This is a genomic window from Hydrogenoanaerobacterium saccharovorans, assembly GCF_003814745.1.
Taxonomy (GTDB): domain Bacteria; phylum Bacillota; class Clostridia; order Oscillospirales; family Ruminococcaceae; genus Hydrogenoanaerobacterium; species Hydrogenoanaerobacterium saccharovorans.
Window position 1 is genome coordinate 1,367,958 of sequence record NZ_RKRD01000001.1, and the last position, 22,212, is coordinate 1,390,169.

Below are 22,212 nucleotides of genomic sequence, written 5' to 3' on the forward strand. Positions count from 1 at the left end.
GAAATGGATTATGAAATTATTGTTGGTCTGGAAGTTCATGCCGAACTATCCACCAAAACAAAAATATATTGTAGCTGTAAAAACGAGTTTGGCAGCGAAGTCAACTCCAATTGCTGCCCTATCTGTACCGGAATGCCCGGCACACTACCTACTCTCAACGAAAAGGTAGTAGAGTATGCTGTTAAAATGGGGCATGCCACTAATTGCGCTATCAACCGTATCTGCAAGCAAGACCGTAAAAACTATTTTTACCCCGACTTGCCCAAAGCGTATCAAATTTCGCAGTTTGATATTCCTTTGTGCGAAAATGGTTATCTCGACGTAATTGTGGATGAATCCGGTGCTACAAAGCGTATTGGTATTACCCGTATCCATATTGAAGAGGACGCAGGCAAGCTGATACATGACGATACCTTTGCGGGCAGCTTGGTTGACTTTAACCGTTGCGGAGTTCCGCTTATCGAAATTGTTTCAGAGCCCGATATCCGCAGCTCTGCTGAGGCAAAGGCTTACTTAGATACCATTAAGTCCATCCTGCAATACATCGATGTTTCCGACTGTAAAATGCAGGAGGGTTCTATTCGTTGTGACGTCAACGTTTCTGTTCGCCCTATAGGGCAAACAGAGTTTGGCACACGAGTTGAAATGAAAAACGTCAACTCTTTTTCGGGTGCTGTACGTGCAATTGAATATGAATCAAAGCGTCAGATTAAGCTGCTCGAAAACGGGGGTACGGTTACGCAAGAAACCCGCCGTTGGGATGACCCGAACGGACGCAACGTGCTTCTCCGCAGCAAAGAGGATGCGCACGACTATCGTTACTTCCCTGAACCGGATTTGCTCACCATTGTGCTGGAGCAGGAATATATCGATAAATTAAAAGCAGAACTGCCCGAGCTGCCGAATAAAAAAGTTAAACGCTATATGCAGCAATATAACTTGCCGCACTTCGATTCTAATCTGCTTGTCGAAAACATTCATATCGACCGCTTTTTTGAAGAATGCATTGAACTTGGTGTAAGCCAACTCAAACCAATATCCAACTGGCTGCTTGGTGATGTTACACGTATTTTAAAAGAGAAAAACATTGAAATTACTGAAACCAGCCTTACCCCCAAAAAGCTTACCGATATGGTCATTTTAATTGATAAAGGTACTATCTCAAACACCGCTGGCAAAACCGTACTTGAAGAGATTATGTTTTCAGATAAACTGCCTGAAGATGTTGTAAAAGAAAAAGGTCTTGCACAAGTTTCGGATACTGCGGTTCTTGAGAAGCTGGCAAACGATATTATTGATGCTAACCCCAAGACGGTTGATGATTACAAAGGTGGAAAAACCAATGTTATCGGGTTCTTGGTGGGGCAATGTATGCGTCAGTCGAAAGGGCAGGGTAACCCCGCTATTCTTAAAGATATTATAGTAAAGATTATTGAATCAAAATAGACACGCTAAAAAACAGAGGTATTCGTTCAATCGAATGCCTCTGTTTTTTTATACTTTTTTAACTCTAGGTTCTAAAAGTGGACAAAGCCTAATAATTATTAAAGCAAGAGGTGATTTAAATGGGAATGGATGAATCTGTTCAGCGCTTTGAAATGTTGTGTAAAATCTTCCCTGATCGCATTCAAAGAATGCTGCTTGTTCTTGATGATTCTGTTCAGCGTTCTGCTCAAGAGATTCGTCTACGTGTAAATCGTCCGATTCATATTTGTATTGGTGCTGAAAACTTGTTTATTACCCCAAAAGGTAAAGTAACAAAGCAACTGCAACCTGATTGTGTTGCCATTACTGCGGACGAGCTGCGAGAGGTTTTTCGAGCAGTGTGCGGATACTCGGTGCATAGCCATCAAGCTGAAATTGCGCAAGGCTTTGTTGCATTTGCAGGCGGTCATCGTGTTGGATTATGCGGCACAGCTGTCATCAATGATGGTGCAATAGAAGGAATGCGAGATGTTTCATCGCTTAACATCCGAATAGCAAAGCAAGTATTCGGTTGTGCCGCTGAAGTGCTGAAGTATACCGATTATGGCTGTAAAGGTATTTTGCTTGCAGGCCCTCCCAGTTCAGGAAAAACAACAATATTGCGTGATTTAGCTCGTCAATTGTCCAGCGGTGTTGCTTGCCCTGTAAAAAAGGTATCATTGATTGATGAAAGGGCTGAGTTTGCTGCAATGTGGCAGGGCATACCGCAAAATGATGTTGGCATAACAACCGATATTCTCAGTGGTTATAATAAACGTGACGGTATTTTAATGGCGGTGCGGACACTGTCACCGGATATTATTATTTGTGATGAAATTGGCAGAGAAGCTGATATTGATGCATTGAAAACGGGTGCGACCTGCGGAGTAAAGCTGATTGCTTCCGTACATGCATCGTCTATGGAAGAAGTATTAAGCAAACCTTTTGTAAAAGAACTTGCTTTTTTAGGTGCATTTAAAACCGTTGTTTTGCTTGAGGGCAGAAGTGATGTCGGTAAGGTGAAACAGGTTTTGTGCTTGGAGGATTATTATGATAAGGATAACAGGTTATCTTCTGATTATAGCTTGCAGCTCGATGATAGGGATGACCATGTCATCAGCGCTGAAAAAACGAGTGATTCAGCTGGAGAATGCGATCAGCTTGATGAGCCTGCTGGCGAGCGACCTTAAATACACGATGTCTCCTATGGAAGATGTAGTATTAAGGTTAGGCTCCCTTTCGGATACATTGCCCTTTGTTAAAGTCTGTGCGGAGCATTGTAAAAAAGGGGTTGCCTTCCCCAAGGCTTGGAGACAAGCTGTAACCGAAACACCCATGGGTTTGGGTGAGGAGGATTTGAGAATTCTTTATCATCTCGGTTCGGTGCTTGGCGCAGTCGATTTAGAAGGCTCTCTCAGCGAAATAGATTATGCGCGGTTTGTGCTGAATCAGCGGTACGAAGAAGCTAAGGCTCGTCAAAAACAACTGGGGGGGTTATATCGCACCCTTGGCGCACTTGCAGGTATTGGGATTGTTATCGCCACCTTCTAAAAAACAAAGACTTCAAAAAGCAGGGAGGAACAACAGGTGGATGTAGATTTGATTTTTAAGGTTGCAGCCATCGGAATTATTGTAGCGGTGCTGAATCAGGTGCTCATTCGGTCCGGCAGAGAAGAACAGGCGATGCTTACAACACTCGCAGGCCTTATTGTAGTGCTTATGATCATCATTAATGAAATTAGTTTTTTGTTTGATACCGCTAAATCGGTATTTGGCTTTTAATGGTGGCAGTAATGGATATAATCACAATTGTTGGTGTGGGTATTATCGGTGCGGCACTGGCAGTATTGTTTAAACAGTACAAGCCGGAATACAGCTTGGCTGTGTCGCTTATCGTGGGTGTTATAATTTTTGCGGTTGTCGCCGACAGTCTCACTCCGGTACTTGATCAATTAAACCTGCTTTTAGACAATACTCAAATGCCACGTGAATACATAGAAATACTAATTAAATCTTTGGGTATTTGCTTTATAACTCAAATTGCCTGCGATACCTGCAAAGATGCGGGACAGGGTGCAATTTCATCAAAACTCGAAATTGCAGGCAAATTGGCTATTCTGCTGATTAGTTTGCCGCTGTTTCAGGCACTGCTTTCTATCGTTACCACTCTTTTAACGGTTTAGGCGGTGATACAATGATAAGACGTTTTTTTTGCATGTTGCTTGCATTTGTGTTATTAATCATACCTTGTTATGCGGTAGATACCAACTTACCGGACGACCAGTTGCAAGAGCAGTTTGAATCGAGCGGTGCAAACGAGCTCTATGATAAAACTCCCGATGAAGCAAAAGAAATATTGGATAACCTTGGTGTGGATAAAATTGATTACAAAACCCTGCTTACACTTTCCCCCACAGACTTTTTCAAGGCTCTGTGGCAAATACTGCTCACACAATTGCGCAAACCGTTGGTTATACTTGCTTCCATAACCGGTGTGGCAGTGCTGTGCTCGCTAGTAGAAGGGCTAAATGTCAGTATTGGGCAACGGAGTCTTGATACGGTGTTTAACGTAGTTGCAATTTTATGCATATGCACAGCCGTGGTAAACCCTATTGTAGAATGTATTCGCTCGGCAGCTGCTGCTATTCAAAGCTGTGCCGATTTTATCCTTTCGTTTATTCCTGTATTTGTCAGCTTAGTTGCAGTAGGCGGTCAACCTGTATCTGCAACCACATACAATACCTTTTTGCTTTTGACATCTGAGGTCATTTCTAAAATTACAGCAAATCAGCTGGTGCCGCTTGTAACCATTTATCTTGCTTTTTGTATAGTTGGTGCCCTTACTCCGTCAATGAACCTATCAGGTGCGGCAAGCACAGCAAAATCTATTGTAACCTGGGCGCTGGGGCTTTTGGTAACTGTTTTTGTAGGTTTACTTGGTATCCAAAGTCTTGTTGCATCCGGTGCCGATACCGTAGCAATGAAAACAGGCAAATTTCTAATCGGCAGTTTTGTCCCTGTAGTTGGTAAAGCTTTGTCAGATGCACTTACCACCGCACAAAGCTGTGTAAAACTGCTAAAAACTACAGTAGGAGCATATGCTGTTGCAGTGGCTTCTCTTACATTTCTACCGTCTTTGCTGCAAACAATTGTCTGGTATTTTGCGGTAAACCTTGGCTCGACGGTAAGCGATGTATTAGGGGCACAGCAAATAGGTAAAGTTCTAAAAGCATGTGCAACCGCGCTGAGTTTGCTGCTTGCAATTATTGCGTTTGTTGCATTGTTGTTTATTATTTCAACAACGATTATGCTTGTGGTCGGTATGAATATATAAATGAGGTGGTACAAGTATGGAGGCCATTAAAGGATGGGCGCTTGCTGTGTGTGTAGCAGCTGTGGCGGGCAGTATTGCACATCTCGCATCGCCGAGCGGGTCAACGCAGAAAATATATAAAATTACAATCAGTCTGTTTTTTCTTTGCTGCATACTTTCTCCCATAATTACCGGCGCATTGAGCGGAGATTTCCAAATCGACTCGAGTATGCAGCCGCAAACGGAATATCGCACAGATTCTTTGCAAAATACAATGGAAAAGCAAGTCGAAGAAAACTTTATTGCCTCTGTAAAGAATATTACGGCAGAAGAACTTAATACAATTGATGTACAACCGCAAGAAATTTTAATAAACGTTAATACAAACGAGGAAAGCGGCATATTTATTACAGAGATCATCCTTTCGCTTGACGCGAAAGATCAAAATAAACAAGCTGAAATTGAAAGCAGGATAACACAAAAGCTCGGACAAAAGCCGGTTATGCAGTTCCGGCAGGAGGTGCAAGCACAAGATGGAACAAAGTCAAGCGATGGCTAATATTAAAGAAAAAATAAAGACGCTGCTTTACAGCGAAGGCAAAGTGAAAATTATTGTACTGCTCGGTCTTTGCGGGATAGCACTTATTTTGCTCTCGGAACTGTTGCCGAAGCAGAGTAAAAAACAAGAGCCGCAACCCCAAGTAAGCCAAACAAATGCGGCCTATGCATCACAGCTTGAAGATAAAATATACGCTCTTGTTACAAGCATTGATGGTGTAGGCAAGGCAAGAGTTCTGGTCACTTTAGAAAGCGGCGTGGAGTATGTCTATGCAAATGCAGAAAAGAAGATTACCGATGTCACACAGGATTATTCAGAAAATGGCGTAAAAAAACTCCATGAGAAAGATAACAGTGAAAACAGCTATATCCTGGTTGACAACGGAAACGGTAAGGAGGCGCTGATAAAAACTCAGATTGAACCAAAGGTCAAGGGCGTTGTGGTGGTCTGCGAGGGCGCGGAAAGTATTGAGGTGGAAGAACGAATTATTAATGCAGTAAAAACTGCGCTCGATCTTTCATCTACGCAAGTATGCATCACTAAGATGGCAGCTGAAAAATAATATTACACTTATAGGAGGAATATCCATATGAACATGATTCTGGGGAAAAGGCATATTATACTGGCGGCGTTGGTGCTAAGCTTGGGCATTGCGGTCTACCTCAACTGGGTGTATTCCGCCAGCGGAGAGGATTTTGTTGCAACAGAAACAGCAACAACGACCGAAACCAAAAACTACGGAGACAGCAAATACGTCAGTTTGGACGGAGAACAAATTCAAGTGGTATCGAACTCCAAGTACTTTAACGAAGCACGTGTTAACCGTACAAAAACCCGTGATAAAGCAGTTGACAGTATTAAAAAAATGTTTAAAGATGCCGACCTAACCGATACAGAAAAAGCTGCACTGGCTGTACAGGCAACTGATATTGCTCAAGCAATTGAGACAGAAGGTGCCGTTGAAAGCCTGATCAAAGCAAAAGGGTTTGAAGATTGCATGGTTTACCTTGCAGATGATAAAGCTGATGTGATTGTAAAGGCGAGCGGGCTGCAAAAAGAAGATGTTGCAAAAATTAAAGACATCGTTCTTGCACAAACCGATGTCGTTGTAGAGAATATCTCCATAACCGAAACCAAATAAAATTCGCGTATATAATGAAAGAAATAAAATATTCTTATTCAAGCAGTTGTGTCTTCCACTTTTTATGGTATAATATATAAAGTATATTCGTGCATAATAGTGCATTTATGTTGTATTCTTTATATAAGGGAGGCCAAGGTTGTGGAAGAAAAGAAAGTAAACGAGACCATCGGCAGTCTCAAAATTTCACAGGAGGTCATTGCCACCATTGCAAGCGTTGCTGCTAAAGAGATTGACGGCGTAGCGGGAATGGCAGCATGCCCTGCTACCATTAAAAAGTTTTTACTTAAAAATCCTGTTGCCAAGTCGATTAATATTGTGCTCAACGATGACATTGCTGTAATCGACGTTTATGTTAATCTTAAATATGGCGCTAAAATTCCTGTGGTATCCGAGAATATCCAAAAAAGTGTCAAAGAAGCAGTTCAAACAATGACTGGGATCGTTGTTTCTAAAGTAAATGTGTTTGTATCTGGCATTGTGTTTGAGGATAATAAATAATAGAACATACCCTCTCCTTTTGCGGGAGGGTGTGTTTTGTTGCGTACTAGATGTATTTTGTACCTTTACAAATAAAAATCGCGGAGGTAGAGCTATGACACGCAGAGATGCCAGAGAACAGGCATTCGTACTCATATTTGAAAAATCGTTTAACAAGGATGACTCAATTGATGATATCATCAAAAACGCAACCGAGGGCCGAAATATAGAAGTTGACCCATTTGCTTTTCAGCTCGCTTCCGGATGGATGTCTCATGTAGACGAAATTGATGAGCAGATTGAAAAGCATTCAACCAAATGGAAGATGAACCGAATCTCCCGTGTGGCGCTTTCAATACTGCGTCTTTCTATTTATGAGCTTCTTTTTTCAAAAGAGGTTCCGGACAGGGTTGCTATCAATGAGGCAGTTGAACTTGCCAAAAAATTTGGTACCGATGAAGATTCCTCTTTTGTAAATGGTGTGCTGGGGGCGGTTATGCGCAGCAAGCCTGCAAATAAAACTGAAAATGATTGAAATGATTACATGGTTACACGCTAAATAAAGATTGCATGTTTACAATAGGAAAGGAGGTTGCTTCATGGGTTTATTTTTAGGGATAGATACCAGCAACTATACGACATCCACAGCACTTTATGACAGCTCCAACGATACGGTAATACACAGCCGTAAGCTGCTGCCTGTGCGTGAGGGTGAACTTGGGCTGCGCCAAAGCGATGCTGTATTTGCCCATGTAAAGCAGCTTCCCGAGGTGATTAACAGCCTTTTGGGGGACAAGCAGTATAAATTCGACGGTGTTGGCTATTCTGCACGCCCGCGTGATGTTGAGGGCTCTTATATGCCGTGTTTTCTTGTGGGAGAAATGCTGGCAAAAGTGCTTGCCAATCAGAGCAGTGCTCCGCTGTACGATTTTTCTCATCAAGCTGGGCATATTGCTGCGGCACTTTACTCTGCCAATCGTTTGGATTTGCTAAAACGAGAATTCGTAGCCTTTCATTTTTCGGGAGGGACTACAGAAGGATTATGGGTAAAGCCTGATCGCGATTGTGTTATGCAAATAAAACAGGTTTCCGGTACCCTTGACCTAAACGCAGGGCAGGTAGTTGACCGTGTGGGTGGTATGTTGGGCATTCCATTTCCTGCAGGTAAAGAGTTGGAAAAACTGGCGCTTACTTGTAATACCGATTATCACGTCCGTGTTAAACTCAAAGGAATGGACTGCTGTTTATCCGGTGTAGAAAACCAGTGCCGCGATATGCTTGCAAAAGGTTCGCAAAAAAATGAGGTCGCAAAATTTTGTTTGGATACTATTTGCGCTACAGTACAGGCAATGAGTGAGGCAATCATGCTGGAATGCGGAGATATCCCGCGTGTTTACGCTGGCGGAGTAACCAGCAACAGCTTGGTTCGCAATCACATTTCACAGTGGCTTGGTGGGGTGTTTGCAACTCCGGAATTATCTTCTGATAATGCAGTTGGTGTTGCATTGCTTGCTTATTTAAGGGCGCAGAGGTCAAGACTATGATTAACAATGTACTAACGGTTTCACAGCTGAATCGTTATATTAAAGCTGTTTTTGATGATAACAAACAGCTTTCAAGCATTTTGATTAAAGGCGAAATATCGAACTTCTCTGACCATTTTAGTTCTGGGCATCTCTATTTTTCGCTTAAAGATTCAGGTGCATCCGTAAAAGCAGTGATGTTTAAAAGCTATGCACAGCAGCTTAAATTCCGCCCGCAAAACGGGCAAAAAGTATTGCTTACCTGTTCTGTTTCGGTATTTGAACGTGACGGAATCTACCAATTGTACGTTTATGATATGCAGCCGGATGGTGCAGGTGCGCTGGCACTTGCTTTTGAACAGTTAAAAGATAAGCTTGCTAAAGAGGGTTTGTTTGACTTAAATCATAAAAAGCCTATTCCCAAATTGCCTCAAAAAATCGGTATAATTACTTCGCAGACAGGTGCTGCATTGCAAGATATTTTAAATATCCTCGCAAGGCGCTACCCAGTTGTTCGGGTTGTTGTTGTACCTGCTTTGGTACAGGGCGAAAACGCAGCCTTGGATATGATTACGGCTTTGCAGGCTTTAAACGAAACTAATGCCTGCGATGTAATTATAATCGGCAGAGGTGGCGGTTCTGCCGAGGATTTGTGGGCATTTAACAGCGAACAGCTGGCTCGTGCTATCTATGCTTCGCATATTCCGGTAATTTCGGCAGTGGGGCACGAAACCGATTTTACGATTGCAGATTTTGCAGCAGACCTGCGTGCTCCAACACCTTCGGCTGCAGCAGAACTTGCCGTACCTGATTTGCAAGAGTTGCGGTACGCATTGGATTCTACACAACAAAAACTTACAGAAAATATCTACCGCCGCTTGGGTGAATTATCAGCAAAGCTTGCATTTTATCAGCATCATAGGGCATTACAGAGCCCCTCTGCTTTACTGAAACAGTACAGCAATCATCTTGCAGAAAGCGAACGTTGCTTAACTGTGGCAATGCAGAAACAATTAGATGCACAGCAACAAAAAATATCAAAATACGCTAGGCTCCTTGATACATTGAGCCCTCTGCATGTTTTGGCAAGAGGTTATGCTATAGCTTTTAAAGAAGGTAAGCCTATGTCTCACAGCAGTGATGCTTCGATTGGTGATGAACTGTACGTTCAGCTTTCAAATGGCGGGTTGAATGCCCGGGTTACTGCGGTTACGGAGGAACACATATGAAAAAAGAATTGACATTGGAGCAGGCATTGGAACGTCTTGACAACATTGTGATGCAATTAGAAGATGGCGGGTTGCCTCTGGATAAAGCACTGAAATTATTTGAAGAAGGCACCTCGCTGGTTCGTTTGTGCAGTAGCCAAATGCAAGAGGCTCAGCTTAAGGTGGAAGTGCTTTCGAAAGAACTGCTGGCAAAGCAGAAAGATATATAGGCTTAGGAGGAAATCCATGCTCAATTATGATGAAAAATACGAACGCTATCTTACTGAAATAGACCAAGCTTTGGATCGGTATCTTAACGAAGCCGATACCCTCTACCAAAGCGTAATTTCTGCTATGCGTTACAGCATATTAGGGGCAGGAAAACGTGTGAGAGCAATTCTTTTAATAGAATTTTGCAAGGCTTGCGGAGGCACACAGCAGCTTGCAATGCCTTTTGCGTGTGCATTGGAAATGATTCACGCTTATTCATTGATTCACGATGATTTGCCATGCATGGACAACGATGAGCTGCGCCGTGGTAAACCATCCTGTTGGAAAGAGTTCGGAGAAACCACGGCTTTGCTTGCGGGGGACGGACTGTTAACCAAAGCATTTGAGGCGGCAGCAAGCAGCACGGCGCAGGCGAACCTTGCTTTGCGCGCCATGATGGAACTTGCCAAAAATGCAGGTACATCGGGTATGCTTGGCGGACAGGTAATCGACCTTGAAGGGGAAGGAAAGCCTGTAGACGAAGCCCGTCTGTTGAAGATGTACTCCATGAAAACAGGAGCACTGATTAATTCAGCTGCTAAAATCGGATGTATTCTTGCAGGCGCAGACGAGGAAAGAATCTCTCTGTCACATGAGTTTGCAGAAAAAATCGGGTTGGCATTTCAGATTGTTGATGATATACTGGATGTGACAGGAAATGAAAAAATACTTGGAAAGCCTATCGGCAGTGATGTGCAAAGCCATAAAACAACTTTTGTTGCTTTGCATGATCTTGAGTACGCAAAAAATAAAGCAATTAAGCTAACCGAAGACGCTAAATCAATTTTAACGAAATTTGCTTTAGAAGACGATTTTTTATACGAACTTACAGATAGACTGGCGGTTAGAGAAAATTGATGAAGAATGGATGAGCTTATGGGAGTGCTTCGACAATTTACGGGGAATTATTACATTAATGTGGCTTTTATAGCTTGGGTATCGGCTCAATTATTAAAAACGTTGTTTACGCTTGTTTCCACAAAAAAGTTTGTACCCGAACGTTTGGTCGGTGCAGGGGGCATGCCCAGTTCGCATTCTGCGCTGGTATGCTCACTTACAGTAACGTTTGCGCGTAAGCTTGGTTTTTCTTCGCCTGTATTTGCATTGTCCCTTGCCCTAGCAGGTATTGTTATGTACGATGCAATGGGTGTCCGCCGTGCCGCAGGAGAACAAGCAAAGGTGCTCAACAAAATAGTATTTGGATTTAAAGCGTGGAACTGGAACACGGATGATGATACCGATGATGAAAAGGCTATAGAAGCAGCCGAAATTGTAGAGCACATCCCCGATAAGGCGCTGAAAGAGTTCATCGGTCATACTCCCCTTGAGGTTTTGGGCGGAGCCCTGTTAGGCATTCTTATTTCTATATCGTTTCCTGTATAAAAAACTTCTACATATGGCAACTGCTAAACGCTAAAGGAGATTAATCTTGCGAAAACAAACACTACTTGACGGGATTCACTCTCCCTATGATGTAAAAAAACTCAATTATGTTCAGATGGAACAGCTTTGTGAGGAAATTCGAAGCAATCTAATCGAAACCGTTTCTCAAACGGGAGGACATCTTGCATCCAATCTTGGAGTTGTGGAAATTACCGTTGCATTGCATAAAGTATTTTCTTCACCTACTGATCAAATTATGTGGGATGTCGGTCATCAAGCATATACACATAAGTTGCTTACTGGTCGTCGTGATCGGTTTAATACTTTGCGCCAAGAAGGCGGCATATCGGGCTTTCCAAAGGCAGAAGAAAGTATTCATGATGTTTTTCTTGCAGGGCACAGCAGTACGTCGCTTTCAGTGGCAAGCGGTCTTGCAAGGGCGAAAACTCTTTTGCATGAAGAAGGGCATGTCATTGCGGTTATTGGCGATGGCTCTTTTACTAACGGTATGGTCTATGAGGCTATGAACAATGTCGGTCGATATAAGGACCGTATTATCGTGATCTTAAACGATAATGAGATGTCAATTTCCCGTAATGTAGGTGCATTTGCTCGTTACCTTGCAAAAATACGTTCAAAACGCGAATATTTTAATGCAAAAGATATCATCGAAAAAGGCATAAAATTAATCCCCGGTATTGGCAATCCGCTGTATAAAGCAGCGGCTGCATCTAAGGCTGCAATAAAAGATATGCTATACAACAGCAATCTTTTTGAAGTTTTTGGTTTTAATTACCTCGGTCCAATCAACGGGCACGATGTGAAAAGCCTATGTGAAGTTATGCAGCGTGCAAAAAGCTTAAATCGGCCCGTTCTGCTGCATGTTGAAACTCAAAAAGGAAAAGGTTACCCTTTTGCAGAGAAAAACCCTGGTGCCTTTCATGGGGTATCAAAATTTAATATAGAGACAGGCAACTCAGACATTTCGCCGTCAGACAGCTATTCCACTGTTTTTGGTGAAACACTCACCGAGCTAGCAAAAAAGGATGACAGTATTTGTGCCATTACTGCGGCTATGAAGTACGGTACAGGTCTTTCAAGTTTTGCGGCCACTTACCCGCAACGTTTTTTTGACATTGGTATTGCAGAAGGCCATGGAGTTACCTTTTCGGCAGGGCTTGCACGTAATGGGCTAAAACCGGTGTTTGCGGTTTACTCTACTTTTTTGCAGCGTGGCTACGACCAGATACTGCACGATACTGCAATTGAACAGCAACATGTGATATTTGCAGTGGATCGTGCGGGAATAGTGGGAGAAGACGGCGAAACGCATCAAGGGTTGTTTGATGCTGCTTATTTGTCGACGGTTCCGAACATGACTGTTTACTCTCCGACGACCTATGCCGAGTTGCGTTATTTTACACGCAAAGCACTGTATGAATGTAAAGGTCCCGTCGCGTTGCGTTACCCAAGAGGGAAAGAGCCTGTTTTACCCGCCCATACCTCAACCGAACAGGATTATATTTTACTGGATGACAATAAAGCTGATATGCTTATCATAACCTACGGCAAGGAGTTTGAACATGTATACCAAGCATCTCAAATGCTTTTAAATCAAAATTGTTCGGTTGCATTGTTAAAACTAAATAAAATTAACCCTATTGAAGAAGGCTGCATAGAACTTGCTTTAAAATACAACCAAATTCTCTTTGTTGAAGAAGGAATTCTGCAAGGCGGAATAGCAGAGCATTTTGGTTTGCGTTTGCAGCAGCAAGGCTACCGTGGGAGCTATCATGCCAAGGCTGTGGATGGTATTTTTGTTCCGCAGGCTACCGTTGCATCTTCGCTGAAAAAACTGGGGCTGGATGCAGAAGGTATTTGCAAAACAATTTTTTCTCTGCGTCGTTAATGTATAGAAAATTTTCTGAATATGGTGGATAATGTGAAAAAAAGACTTGATATAGCAGTAACCGAAAACGGCCTGATAGATAGCCGTGAAAAAGCGAAAAGCTTGATTATGGCGGGGCTTGTTTACGTCAATAATCAGAAGGCAGATAAACCGGGCATGGCAGTTTCGGATACCGATAAAATTGAACTGCGCGGCGAAACCATGCGTTATGTAAGCAGAGGCGGGTTAAAACTCGAAAAAGCCATACCCCGTTATCATCTTAATCTGCAAGGCACAATCTGTATGGATATTGGCGCTTCTACAGGAGGCTTTACCGACTGCATGCTGCAAAACGGTGCTGTCAAAGTTTATTCCATCGATGTTGGTTATGGGCAGTTGGCATGGAAGCTGCGTACAGATGAACGGGTGGTTAATCTTGAGCGAACAAATTTTCGTTATGTTACCGAAAAAGAGATACCGGACAAAATAGATTTTGCCAGTGTGGATGTATCTTTTATCTCTCTGACGCTGATTTTGCCTGTTGCAAAAACTTTACTCAAGCAAAATGGCGAGATGGTATGTCTTGTAAAACCCCAGTTTGAGGCAGGCAAAGGTAGAGTCGGGAAAAAAGGTGTAGTAAAAGAACCTGAAATTCATCGTGAAGTAATTGCTAAGGTTGCTGATTTTGCTTATTCTATAGGCTTTTCGGTGCTTGATGTGGACTATTCTCCCATAAAAGGTCCCGAAGGGAACATTGAGTATTTGCTATATATTAAAAATGAACAAAATCCGGTGCACAACGTCAATCAAGAGGTTATACAAAACATAGTAGAGCTTTCTCATCATAATTTGGAATAAACAAAGCTGAAACCGTACTATGGCTTAAAGGAAGGAGTCAACGATGAAGGCGATTCTGACCCCTAATTTTAAAAAAGAACATACTGAAAAATGCTTAAATGAAACACTTGAAGTTCTTTATAAAATCGGTATTGAAGCTTATTTGGATAGCGTATATCGCCAGTATGTAAGCAGCGAGCACGTTGTTTTTTGCGAGTTTATTAACGCTGTCAGTCATATGGATCTTATCATTGCTATTGGCGGAGATGGTACAATCATTCATAGCTCAAAATACGGGATTAAGCATAATTTACCTGTACTTGGCATCAATGTAGGGCGTTTGGGCTTTCTTGCACAGCTAGAGTGCGATGAGCTCCATAAGCTTTCAAGTTTGGTAGAAGGCAGTTATACTGTGCAAAACCATATGCTCATTGAGGCTAAAATTCAAACAGATTCAGAGCAGATGGTGTGCGTAGCACTAAATGATATTGCCATTACCAAGGGTGAATTTTCTAAAATAGTAGATATTGAAGTAACTTGTGCTGAAAAACTTGTAAGCGAATATCACGCCGACGGTGTTATTTTCGCCACCCCAACCGGTTCTACCGCCTATGCTATGTCTGCAGGCGGTCCTATTGTTGATCCAAGCATCGATTCGATAGCAATGACACCCATTTGCCCCCACTCATTATTCTCACGTTCTGTGCTGTTTTCACCAGAAAAGGCACTTACCGTACGAGCAAAATATATTAACAATCAAAATGATTTGTATTTATCCGCAGATGGAGAACGACCCATTAAAATACGACGAGACAGTCAAATAATAATACAAAAATCGAAATTAACTGCAAAACTTATTAATTTTGGTGAACGGGATTTTTATGAAATATTGAATTTGAAAATTTTGGGAAGAGGGTAGAACGATGAAGTCGAAGAGGCATGAAAAAATATTAGAAATAATTCTTGATAATGTTGTGGATACGCAAGAAGAGCTTCTGCGCCTTTTGAAAAAAGAGGGTTTTCATGTTACACAGGCAACGGTTTCAAGAGATATTAAAGATTTACGGCTTATTAAGACTTTATCAGCCGATGGGCGTTATCGTTATACTTTTGTTACCCCCGAAAAAACTACGAATGTCTCTACACGTTTTCGTGCTATATTTACCGAAACAGTTATTTCGGTAGATTATGCGGGGCACACGGTTGTAGTTAAGTGCCATACCGGTATGGCAAATGCGGCTTGTGCAGCCCTCGACCTTCTCAATTTGGATAATGTAGTAGGTACTCTCTCGGGAGATGACACTTTTTTTATTCTTACACGTGAAATAGCTGATGCTCAAAAACTAGTACAAGAGTTGCAGACCTATATTACAAGGTAGGTGACACCATGCTGACACAACTATACATTCAAAATATTGCTGTTATCGAAAAAACCTCGATTGAGTTTCAGCCGGGGTTTAATATCTTTACAGGCGAAACCGGCGCAGGTAAATCGATTCTTATCGATGCAATCAGCGCTGTTTTAGGTTTCCGTACATCTCGAGACCTTATTCGTACTGGTGCGGATAAAGCAATTGTAACGGCGTTGTTTGATCATTTATCGCAGGATACAATAGATGCTCTTACCGGTTTTGGCTATGAACCGGAAGAGGACGGCACACTTTTACTTTCGCGCGAACTTACGACAGAAGGGAAAAACACTTGTAAAATCGGCGGCAGGCCTGCAACAGTATCCATTCTGCGTGAGGTAGCAGATACTCTCATTAACATTCATGGGCAGCATGATAATCAGGCACTGATGGTTTCGGAAAAACATATAAAATTTATCGATAGCTTTGCCGATGTTGATGAGCTGCTTACTCGTTATAAAGAACTTTATACTCAGCTTCTTAATATCAAAAGAGAACTGGAAAAATGTAATATTGACGAGGCAGAAAAAGCATATCGTATCGATCTTTTAACCTATCAAATTGATGAAATAACCGATGCAGACCTTAAAACAGATGAGGAAGAAGAACTGATTGCTCAAAAAAAGAGGATAGGAAATGCGGCAAAAATAGTTGCAAGTATTGCAGAAGCAGACATCGCACTGAATGGTGATGATGAAACAGAAGGGCTTGTTGCAACGTTAAGTACTGCGAAAGATGCAATTACTACAGCGGGGCGATATTTTACCGACCTTGAAGAAATGGCAGCGCGTATTGACGAAATTTACTATGAGCTGCGGGAATACGCCTCGGATATCCATAGTTATACTGCTGATCTCGAGTTTAATGAGGGTGACATCAACCGTATTGAAATGCGTTTAGATATGATTTATAAACTGAAACAAAAGTATGGTACTTCTGTGGAGGAAATTCTCTCATTTCTTAAAAAAGCAACCGAAGAATTATCTTCCATCAATCAGTCTGATGAGCTTCAACATAAGCTGAATGTCCAACTTGCACATCTTACACGCAATGCGCAAAAATTGGCGGAAGAACTCTCCGAACGCCGAAATAGGGCTGCGGCCCAATTTACAAGTGCGGTAGGGGAAGAACTGAAATTTTTGGATATGCCTTTTGTGCGCTTAGAAGTAAAAAATGATGTTGGTGAATTATCTAACGATGGTATTGATAATATGGAGTTTATGATTTCTACCAATCCGGGTGAGCCGCCAAAATCTCTTTCCAAAATTGCATCCGGCGGTGAGCTTTCGCGTATTATGCTCAGCCTCAAAAATGTAATTGCAGATAAAGATCAGGTCGGTACGCTTATTTTTGATGAAATAGATACCGGAGTCAGCGGTCGTGCAGCTCAAAAGATAGGACAAAAACTGAAACAGGTCTCAAAAGGGCGGCAGATTATCTGTGTTACACACCTTGCGCAGGTTGCTTGCTACGCCAATCATCATCTGCTGATTGAAAAGAATGTCAGAAACAATAGAACTTATACCGAAGTTCGTGCTTTGAGCAGCATCGAACGTGTCCAAGAGATAGCGCGAATTATTGGTGGTGCTGATATTACCGATACTGTTTTAAAAAATGCCGAAGAAATGCTTAATTTAGCACAAAAACAGTCTTGACAAATATTTTGTATTATGATATAGTCCCAGTAATAGCTGTGAAGAGAACGAGTAACCGTGCAGGTTCATCCCAGAGAGCTTTTGGTTGGTGAAAAAAAGCATGAGCGGTGCGGTGAATACATCTCGGAGCTGCAAAGGCGAAAGTACAGTAGTTTTTGTCGGGGGCGCCCGTTACAGCGTTAAGGTATGATAGTACCTGATGAGGTTATGACTGTGAGGTCATAACGAACTAGAGGTGGTACAGCGTTTATGACGCCCTCTATCTGCAAAATTGCGGATAGAGGGCTTTTCTTATATCCGCAAACAAACATTTTTAAAGGAGAAAGATTGATGACTGTATTTGAAGAACTGAAACGCCGTGGCTTAATTGCACAAATGACACATGAAGACAAAATTAAAGATATGCTGGAAAATGAAAAAACTACCTTTTATATTGGTTTTGATGCAACAGCAAATAGCCTTCATGTGGGGCATTTTCTCCAATTAATTGTAATTCAGCATATGCAGCGAGCAGGGCATACACCAATTCTGCTTTTGGGCACCGGAACAACAATGGTTGGCGATCCTACAGGTAAAACCGATATGCGTCCGATGCTTACCAAAGAACAAATTAACTATAATGCCGATTGTTTTGTTCAGCAGATGTCTAAATTTGTTGATATGGACAATGCAATCGTAGTGCATAATGGTGATTGGCTTTGTGAACTAAAATACCTTGAAATGCTTCGTGATGTGGGAGCATGCTTCTCGGTAAACAAAATGCTTACTGCAGAATGCTTCAAATCCCGTTTAGCTGTGGGGCTGTCGTTTATTGAGTTTAACTATATGATTATGCAGAGCTACGATTTTCTGCATCTGTACAGAACTCATAACTGCCGTTTGGAACTTGGCGGAGACGATCAGTGGAGCAATATCCTCGGTGGTGTTGACCTTGTTCGCCGTAAAGAGCAAGCAGAAGTATGTGGTATGACGTTTACCCTGCTTACCACCAAAGAGGGTAAAAAAATGGGCAAAACCGAAAATGGAGCCATCTGGCTCAATCCCGAAAAAACCACTCCTTATGGGTTCTTCCAATACTGGAGAAATGTAGATGATGCGGATGTCATCAACTGTTTGAAACTGCTTACCTTTGTACCCATTGAAGAGATAGAAGCAATGGAAAGCTGGCAAGGCAGCGAACTTAATAAAGCAAAAGAATTGCTGGCTTATGAACTGACAAAAATGGTTCACAGCAAAGAGGATGCAGACAAAGCATTGGAGGCAGCACGTGCAGTGTTTGGTGCAGGTGCACACAGCCAAAATATGCCTACCACACAGTTATCGGCGGATGATTTTACCGGCGGCAGCATCACTGTAATCGATCTTCTTGTAAAAGCAGGGTTGACTCCTTCTAAAGCGGAGGCTCGCCGTTTGGTACAGCAGGGCGGTATATCGGTTGATGATGCAAAAGTTTCCGATCCTATGACGGCATTTTCCATTTCCGAATTTGAAAAAAATCATAAAATTATAAAAAAGGGTAAAAAAGTATTCCACAAGATTATATTATAATTCTAAAGGGGGCGGTATCATACCGTCTCCTTTTTGTTGTTCCTTCTGCTCATTTCACTTCATCTCTTGCGTGAAAGGTTCTCCTAACATTAATAGTTGCATATAGATAGTAAGACGTTGTATAATAAAAGGGATAGAAATTTCGCAAGTAAAGTGAAATGCCCTGCGTCAGAAGTCAAACAGAATAGGGGTGTAATACCATGATAGGAGATTTACATTGTCACACAAAGCTATCCGACGGATCAATGGGGCTCGAGGATGTCATCTACTTTGCCAAACGTGCAGGGCTGGATTTTGTTTCAATCACAGATCATGACACCATGGCGGGTACTACGCGTGCAACTGTTTTGGGCAAGCGTTACGGTATTAATGTGATACCTGGAGTGGAGTTTTCATGTTTTGATAGTGAGCGTGGAAGAAAAGTACATATTCTGTGCTATTTACCGCAAAAGCCCGATCGCTTGGAGGGTTTATGCAATAAAACGCTAGAGAACCGTACCAAAGCCGGGCTCGAAATGGTTAAGCGGGTATCGCGGTTTTACCCGATTACCGCTGATTTTGTAGCACGTTATTACGCGGGTAGCAAAGCGATTTATAAACAGCATATTATGAATGCTCTTATGGATCTTGGTTATACCGACCAAATTTTCGGTGAAGTATTTGCCCAATTATTCGACAGCAAAAAGGGTTTAATCAATGTTGATGTTGAGTACCCCGATGCTTACGAAGTTTTAGATTTGATTCGCCTTGCGGGAGGAATTTCCGTACTTGCACACCCGTACGAATACAATTCTTTAGACCTGCTTAATGAGTTACTTGAAAAAGAACTTCTTGACGGTATCGAGGTGTATCATCCCAGAAATAGTAAGGAAGATACAATTAAGCTCCGGCAGTTGGCAGATAGTTATGGTGTCCTCAAGTTTGGAGGAACAGATTTTCATGGGTTTTATACTAAATCAGCCAGCCCTCTTGCAACCTGTGTTACCCCGCATGATACGCTGAATCAGATATTTAAACAGAAAAAGCAGATTGTTTAAGTATCTGCTGAAAAATGGAGAGATGAAGTATAACATGGACGTAAAAGAATTAGCGCTTAAAAAACACTATGAATGGAACGGAAAGATTGAGGTCGTTTCTCGCGCTTGCATTCAATCGCGTGAGGATCTATCTCTTGCATATACTCCCGGCGTAGCAGAACCATGTCTTGCAATTGCTCAAGATGAAACGAAAGCATACGAACTTACGCGTAAAAATAATTTGGTAGCCGTAGTTACCGACGGTACCGCTGTGCTTGGGCTCGGTGATATTGGCCCCTCGGCAGCAATGCCGGTGATGGAAGGCAAATGCGCTTTGTTTAAAACATTTGCCGATGTCGATGCATTTCCTATTTGTGTAGATAGCAAGGATGTCGACACCATTGTAGAAACAATCGCTAATATCTCGAAAAGCTTTGGCGGAATTAATTTGGAAGATATTGCGGCACCGCGTTGTTTTGAAGTAGAGGCAAAATTAAAAAAACGCTGTGATATTCCCGTTTTTCACGATGACCAACATGGCACTGCAATTGTAGTGGCTGCCGCACTGATTAATGCAATCAAAGAAACCTGTAAGAAAAAGGGCGAAATCAAAATAATTGTCAATGGTGCAGGTGCTGCCGGTATTGCAATAGCAAAACTGCTGCTGCAATTAAATCTGGGCGAAATTATAATGTGCGATAAAGAAGGTGCAATCTACAAAGATGCCCCTTGGTTGAACGCGGCGCAAAAAGAAATGGCGCAGCTAACCAACAAGAACAATAAGCAAGGCACATTAAAAGATGTAATAGCCGGAGCAGATGCTTTTATAGGAGTATCTCGTCCGGGGCTTCTTACAGCTGAAATGGTTTCTACTATGAACAAGGGCATTGTGTTTGCTATGGCAAACCCAACCCCTGAAATTATGCCGGATGAAGCAAAGCGCGGAGGCGCGGCTGTAGTGGGCACAGGGCGCTCCGATTTTCCAAACCAAATCAATAATGTGCTGGTATTCCCAGGCATATTTAAAGGTGCATTACAAGTAAGGGCAAGTGATATTACCGAGGGTATGAAGGTTGCTGCGGCATATGCTATTGCAGCGATGATACCCGATGATAAATTGAATGCAGACTATATTTTGCCCGAAGCACTTGACCCGCAGGTAGCACGCGGTGTTGCCGAGGCAGTATCGGCACAAGCAATTAAAGAAGGCATAGCAAGAATATAGAGAAGTACAAGGAAAGGAATTCTGTTAATGGTTAGTACGTACAGACCCAAAGGGGTTTGCAGCCAGCTAATTAAGTTGGATGTAGAAAACAATATAATTAAATCGGTAGAGTTTTTAGGCGGTTGTGCAGGTAATACAAAAGGCGTATCTGCCCTTGTTCAAGGTAGACCAATAGATGAGGTTATTAAAACTCTTAAAGGAATCCGCTGCGGAATGAAAGCAACATCTTGTCCCGATCAGTTAGCTTGCGCGCTGGAAGAGATAAAACAAAAATAAACTGGAATAGAGGAAGGGGTTTGCAGTGTTGAACAATCAAAATGAACTGTTTGAGGATAATGATATTAAAATTGCAGGTGTTTCAGATAAAAAAGTACTTGATGACGGCGAAATTGCCGCAATGGAATTTAATGAGCAGAAACAAAACGGTAACATTGAAAAAGCATATACACTGGGTAAGCGTCTTTCTGAAATAATTTTTACCACAGATGACATTTTAGCTGCACACTGTTGTAAAAAATATGCGGTGAATGAAACGATACGAAGCAATGCTCAGGTGTTGTTTGCATTTATTGTTGATACGGTGTTGGAACATGGCTGCCCAAATTCTATAACGGCTCAGACAGCTCTTAATTATTTTCATGAGCAAGTACGCGAAAAATCGCCTGAATCGTATAATGCTATTGTAGAAAGCGGCGCATTTTCACTTTATTTACTTTGCAGCAGGGATGATAAAGTTTCTCAATCTTCTTGCATAGGGGATGCATTTGCAGACAGCTGTGATATGGAAGAAGATAAAGCAGTTGTAAAAATTGGTGATGACCTTTACAATACTTATTTTAATATCTGCAGCACAGAACTGAAAAATGTAAATTTTATTAAATAACTTATGTTGTACATATATAAAAGAAAACCGGAGGGCAATTGCCCTCCGGTTTTCTTTTTTTGCTCGTCACTTATTCATTGATTAAAGCATCTAATGTGCTTAGCAGCAATCGTTGCCGCATCCACCGCAGTTGTTACCGCAGCCGCCACAGTTGTTGTTGCCACAACCACCGCAGTTGTTGCCGCAGCCACCGAAGCCGTTTCCACAGCAGCAGAAGATGATAATAAGCAGAATAAGTATCCAGCAGCAGCTATTGTTACCAAAGAATCCGTTTGACATAAGATAATTCCTCCTAAATTTGATTTCATCACATACTATGCTAACCTCAAAAAAGGTGTTACAACAACCAAAAAATCTTCATTTATTATTCTGGAATAATGCACATAAATAGGTAAATATTAAAAGAGGTA

General features: G+C 42.0%; 27 protein-coding genes and 1 other annotated feature. Of the genes, 26 read left to right on the plus strand and 1 reads right to left on the minus strand.

What is annotated here, in order from left to right:
• The first annotated feature begins 3 nt into the window (after nt 1–3).
• From gatB to EDD70_RS06500, 26 genes are all read left to right on the plus strand, one after another.
• Nucleotides 4–1,446 (plus strand): Asp-tRNA(Asn)/Glu-tRNA(Gln) amidotransferase subunit GatB, encoded by a 1,443-nt coding sequence (gene gatB, locus EDD70_RS06375; protein ID WP_092751852.1) that lies wholly within the window; start codon nt 4–6, stop codon nt 1,444–1,446.
• Between the two features lie 119 nt (nt 1,447–1,565).
• Nucleotides 1,566–2,654: an AAA family ATPase gene (locus tag EDD70_RS06380; RefSeq protein ID WP_123811018.1), complete on the plus strand. Its 1,089-nt coding sequence runs from the start codon at nt 1,566–1,568 to the stop codon at nt 2,652–2,654.
• Nucleotides 2,575–3,015, plus strand: coding sequence for a stage III sporulation protein AB (locus EDD70_RS06385; RefSeq protein ID WP_242943072.1), 441 nt, complete (start codon nt 2,575–2,577; stop codon nt 3,013–3,015). The genes EDD70_RS06380 and EDD70_RS06385 overlap by 80 nt, the downstream gene beginning before the upstream one ends.
• 36 nt (nt 3,016–3,051) lie before the next feature.
• Nucleotides 3,052–3,246 carry a stage III sporulation protein AC gene (gene spoIIIAC, locus EDD70_RS06390; RefSeq protein ID WP_092751847.1) on the plus strand — a complete coding sequence of 65 codons (195 nt, stop codon included), beginning with the start codon at nt 3,052–3,054 and terminating at the stop codon, nt 3,244–3,246.
• 11 nt (nt 3,247–3,257) lie between these two features.
• Nucleotides 3,258–3,647, plus strand: a complete 390-nt coding sequence (locus tag EDD70_RS06395; RefSeq protein WP_162840787.1) for a SpoIIIAC/SpoIIIAD family protein — start codon at nt 3,258–3,260, stop codon at nt 3,645–3,647.
• Between the two features lie 11 nt (nt 3,648–3,658).
• Nucleotides 3,659–4,798, plus strand: coding sequence for a stage III sporulation protein AE (locus EDD70_RS06400; protein ID WP_092751843.1), 1,140 nt, complete (start codon nt 3,659–3,661; stop codon nt 4,796–4,798).
• A 16-nt stretch (nt 4,799–4,814) separates the two neighbouring features.
• Nucleotides 4,815–5,336 (plus strand): stage III sporulation protein AF, encoded by a 522-nt coding sequence (locus tag EDD70_RS06405; RefSeq protein WP_092751841.1) that lies wholly within the window; start codon nt 4,815–4,817, stop codon nt 5,334–5,336.
• Nucleotides 5,311–5,898, plus strand: a complete 588-nt coding sequence (locus EDD70_RS06410; RefSeq protein ID WP_123811019.1) for a stage III sporulation protein AG — start codon at nt 5,311–5,313, stop codon at nt 5,896–5,898. Before EDD70_RS06405 ends, EDD70_RS06410 begins: the two co-directional genes overlap by 26 nt.
• A gap of 27 nt (nt 5,899–5,925) precedes the next feature.
• A complete protein-coding gene (locus EDD70_RS06415) occupies nt 5,926–6,477 on the plus strand; it encodes a SpoIIIAH-like family protein (RefSeq protein WP_092751837.1) in 552 nt (183 codons plus the stop codon).
• 141 nt (nt 6,478–6,618) lie between these two features.
• Entirely contained in the window at nt 6,619–6,978 is a 360-nt protein-coding gene (locus EDD70_RS06420; protein ID WP_162840786.1) for an Asp23/Gls24 family envelope stress response protein, read from the plus strand.
• Nucleotides 6,979–7,072: 94 nt separating this feature from the next.
• Nucleotides 7,073–7,492, plus strand: coding sequence for a transcription antitermination factor NusB (gene nusB / locus EDD70_RS06425; protein WP_162840785.1), 420 nt, complete (start codon nt 7,073–7,075; stop codon nt 7,490–7,492).
• A gap of 64 nt (nt 7,493–7,556) precedes the next feature.
• Nucleotides 7,557–8,501 (plus strand): tRNA (adenosine(37)-N6)-threonylcarbamoyltransferase complex transferase subunit TsaD, encoded by a 945-nt coding sequence (locus EDD70_RS06430; RefSeq protein ID WP_092751831.1) that lies wholly within the window; start codon nt 7,557–7,559, stop codon nt 8,499–8,501.
• Nucleotides 8,498–9,709, plus strand: coding sequence for an exodeoxyribonuclease VII large subunit (gene xseA, locus EDD70_RS06435; protein ID WP_092751829.1), 1,212 nt, complete (start codon nt 8,498–8,500; stop codon nt 9,707–9,709). Before EDD70_RS06430 ends, xseA begins: the two co-directional genes overlap by 4 nt.
• Nucleotides 9,706–9,918: an exodeoxyribonuclease VII small subunit gene (gene xseB, locus EDD70_RS06440; protein WP_092751827.1), complete on the plus strand. Its 213-nt coding sequence runs from the start codon at nt 9,706–9,708 to the stop codon at nt 9,916–9,918. Before xseA ends, xseB begins: the two co-directional genes overlap by 4 nt.
• A 16-nt stretch (nt 9,919–9,934) precedes the next feature.
• Nucleotides 9,935–10,816, plus strand: coding sequence for a polyprenyl synthetase family protein (locus EDD70_RS06445; RefSeq protein WP_092751825.1), 882 nt, complete (start codon nt 9,935–9,937; stop codon nt 10,814–10,816).
• Nucleotides 10,817–10,834: 18 nt separating this feature from the next.
• Nucleotides 10,835–11,341, plus strand: coding sequence for a divergent PAP2 family protein (locus tag EDD70_RS06450; protein WP_092751823.1), 507 nt, complete (start codon nt 10,835–10,837; stop codon nt 11,339–11,341).
• Between the two features lie 46 nt (nt 11,342–11,387).
• Nucleotides 11,388–13,250: a 1-deoxy-D-xylulose-5-phosphate synthase gene (gene dxs, locus EDD70_RS06455; protein WP_092751821.1), complete on the plus strand. Its 1,863-nt coding sequence runs from the start codon at nt 11,388–11,390 to the stop codon at nt 13,248–13,250.
• A gap of 33 nt (nt 13,251–13,283) precedes the next feature.
• On the plus strand, nt 13,284–14,087 hold the full coding sequence (locus EDD70_RS06460) for a TlyA family RNA methyltransferase (RefSeq protein ID WP_092751819.1): 804 nt from the start codon (nt 13,284–13,286) through the stop codon (nt 14,085–14,087).
• Between the two features lie 43 nt (nt 14,088–14,130).
• The gene (locus EDD70_RS06465; protein ID WP_092751817.1) at nt 14,131–14,985 is read left to right on the plus strand and encodes an NAD(+)/NADH kinase; all 855 of its coding nucleotides are present in this window, start codon (nt 14,131–14,133) and stop codon (nt 14,983–14,985) included.
• A 4-nt stretch (nt 14,986–14,989) separates the two neighbouring features.
• Nucleotides 14,990–15,445, plus strand: coding sequence for an arginine repressor (argR, locus tag EDD70_RS06470; protein WP_092751814.1), 456 nt, complete (start codon nt 14,990–14,992; stop codon nt 15,443–15,445).
• A gap of 8 nt (nt 15,446–15,453) precedes the next feature.
• The gene (gene recN / locus EDD70_RS06475) at nt 15,454–17,130 is read left to right on the plus strand and encodes a DNA repair protein RecN (RefSeq protein WP_092751812.1); all 1,677 of its coding nucleotides are present in this window, start codon (nt 15,454–15,456) and stop codon (nt 17,128–17,130) included.
• 29 nt (nt 17,131–17,159) lie between these two features.
• Nucleotides 17,160–17,393, plus strand: a binding site (T-box leader).
• A gap of 67 nt (nt 17,394–17,460) precedes the next feature.
• Nucleotides 17,461–18,678, plus strand: coding sequence for a tyrosine--tRNA ligase (tyrS, locus tag EDD70_RS06480; protein WP_479723799.1), 1,218 nt, complete (start codon nt 17,461–17,463; stop codon nt 18,676–18,678).
• Between the two features lie 200 nt (nt 18,679–18,878).
• On the plus strand, nt 18,879–19,715 hold the full coding sequence (locus EDD70_RS06485; RefSeq protein WP_092751809.1) for a PHP domain-containing protein: 837 nt from the start codon (nt 18,879–18,881) through the stop codon (nt 19,713–19,715).
• Nucleotides 19,716–19,749: 34 nt separating this feature from the next.
• Nucleotides 19,750–20,919, plus strand: coding sequence for an NAD(P)-dependent malic enzyme (locus tag EDD70_RS06490; RefSeq protein WP_092751807.1), 1,170 nt, complete (start codon nt 19,750–19,752; stop codon nt 20,917–20,919).
• Between the two features lie 27 nt (nt 20,920–20,946).
• A complete protein-coding gene (locus EDD70_RS06495; RefSeq protein ID WP_092751805.1) occupies nt 20,947–21,195 on the plus strand; it encodes a TIGR03905 family TSCPD domain-containing protein in 249 nt (82 codons plus the stop codon).
• A gap of 28 nt (nt 21,196–21,223) precedes the next feature.
• Nucleotides 21,224–21,802 carry a hypothetical protein gene (locus EDD70_RS06500; RefSeq protein WP_092751803.1) on the plus strand — a complete coding sequence of 193 codons (579 nt, stop codon included), beginning with the start codon at nt 21,224–21,226 and terminating at the stop codon, nt 21,800–21,802.
• Between the two features lie 99 nt (nt 21,803–21,901).
• Here the strand turns inward: EDD70_RS06500 and EDD70_RS06505 are convergent, their stop codons facing one another.
• Nucleotides 21,902–22,081, minus strand: coding sequence for a hypothetical protein (locus tag EDD70_RS06505; protein ID WP_092751801.1), 180 nt, complete (start codon nt 22,079–22,081; stop codon nt 21,902–21,904).
• Between the last annotated feature and the right edge of the window lie 131 nt (nt 22,082–22,212).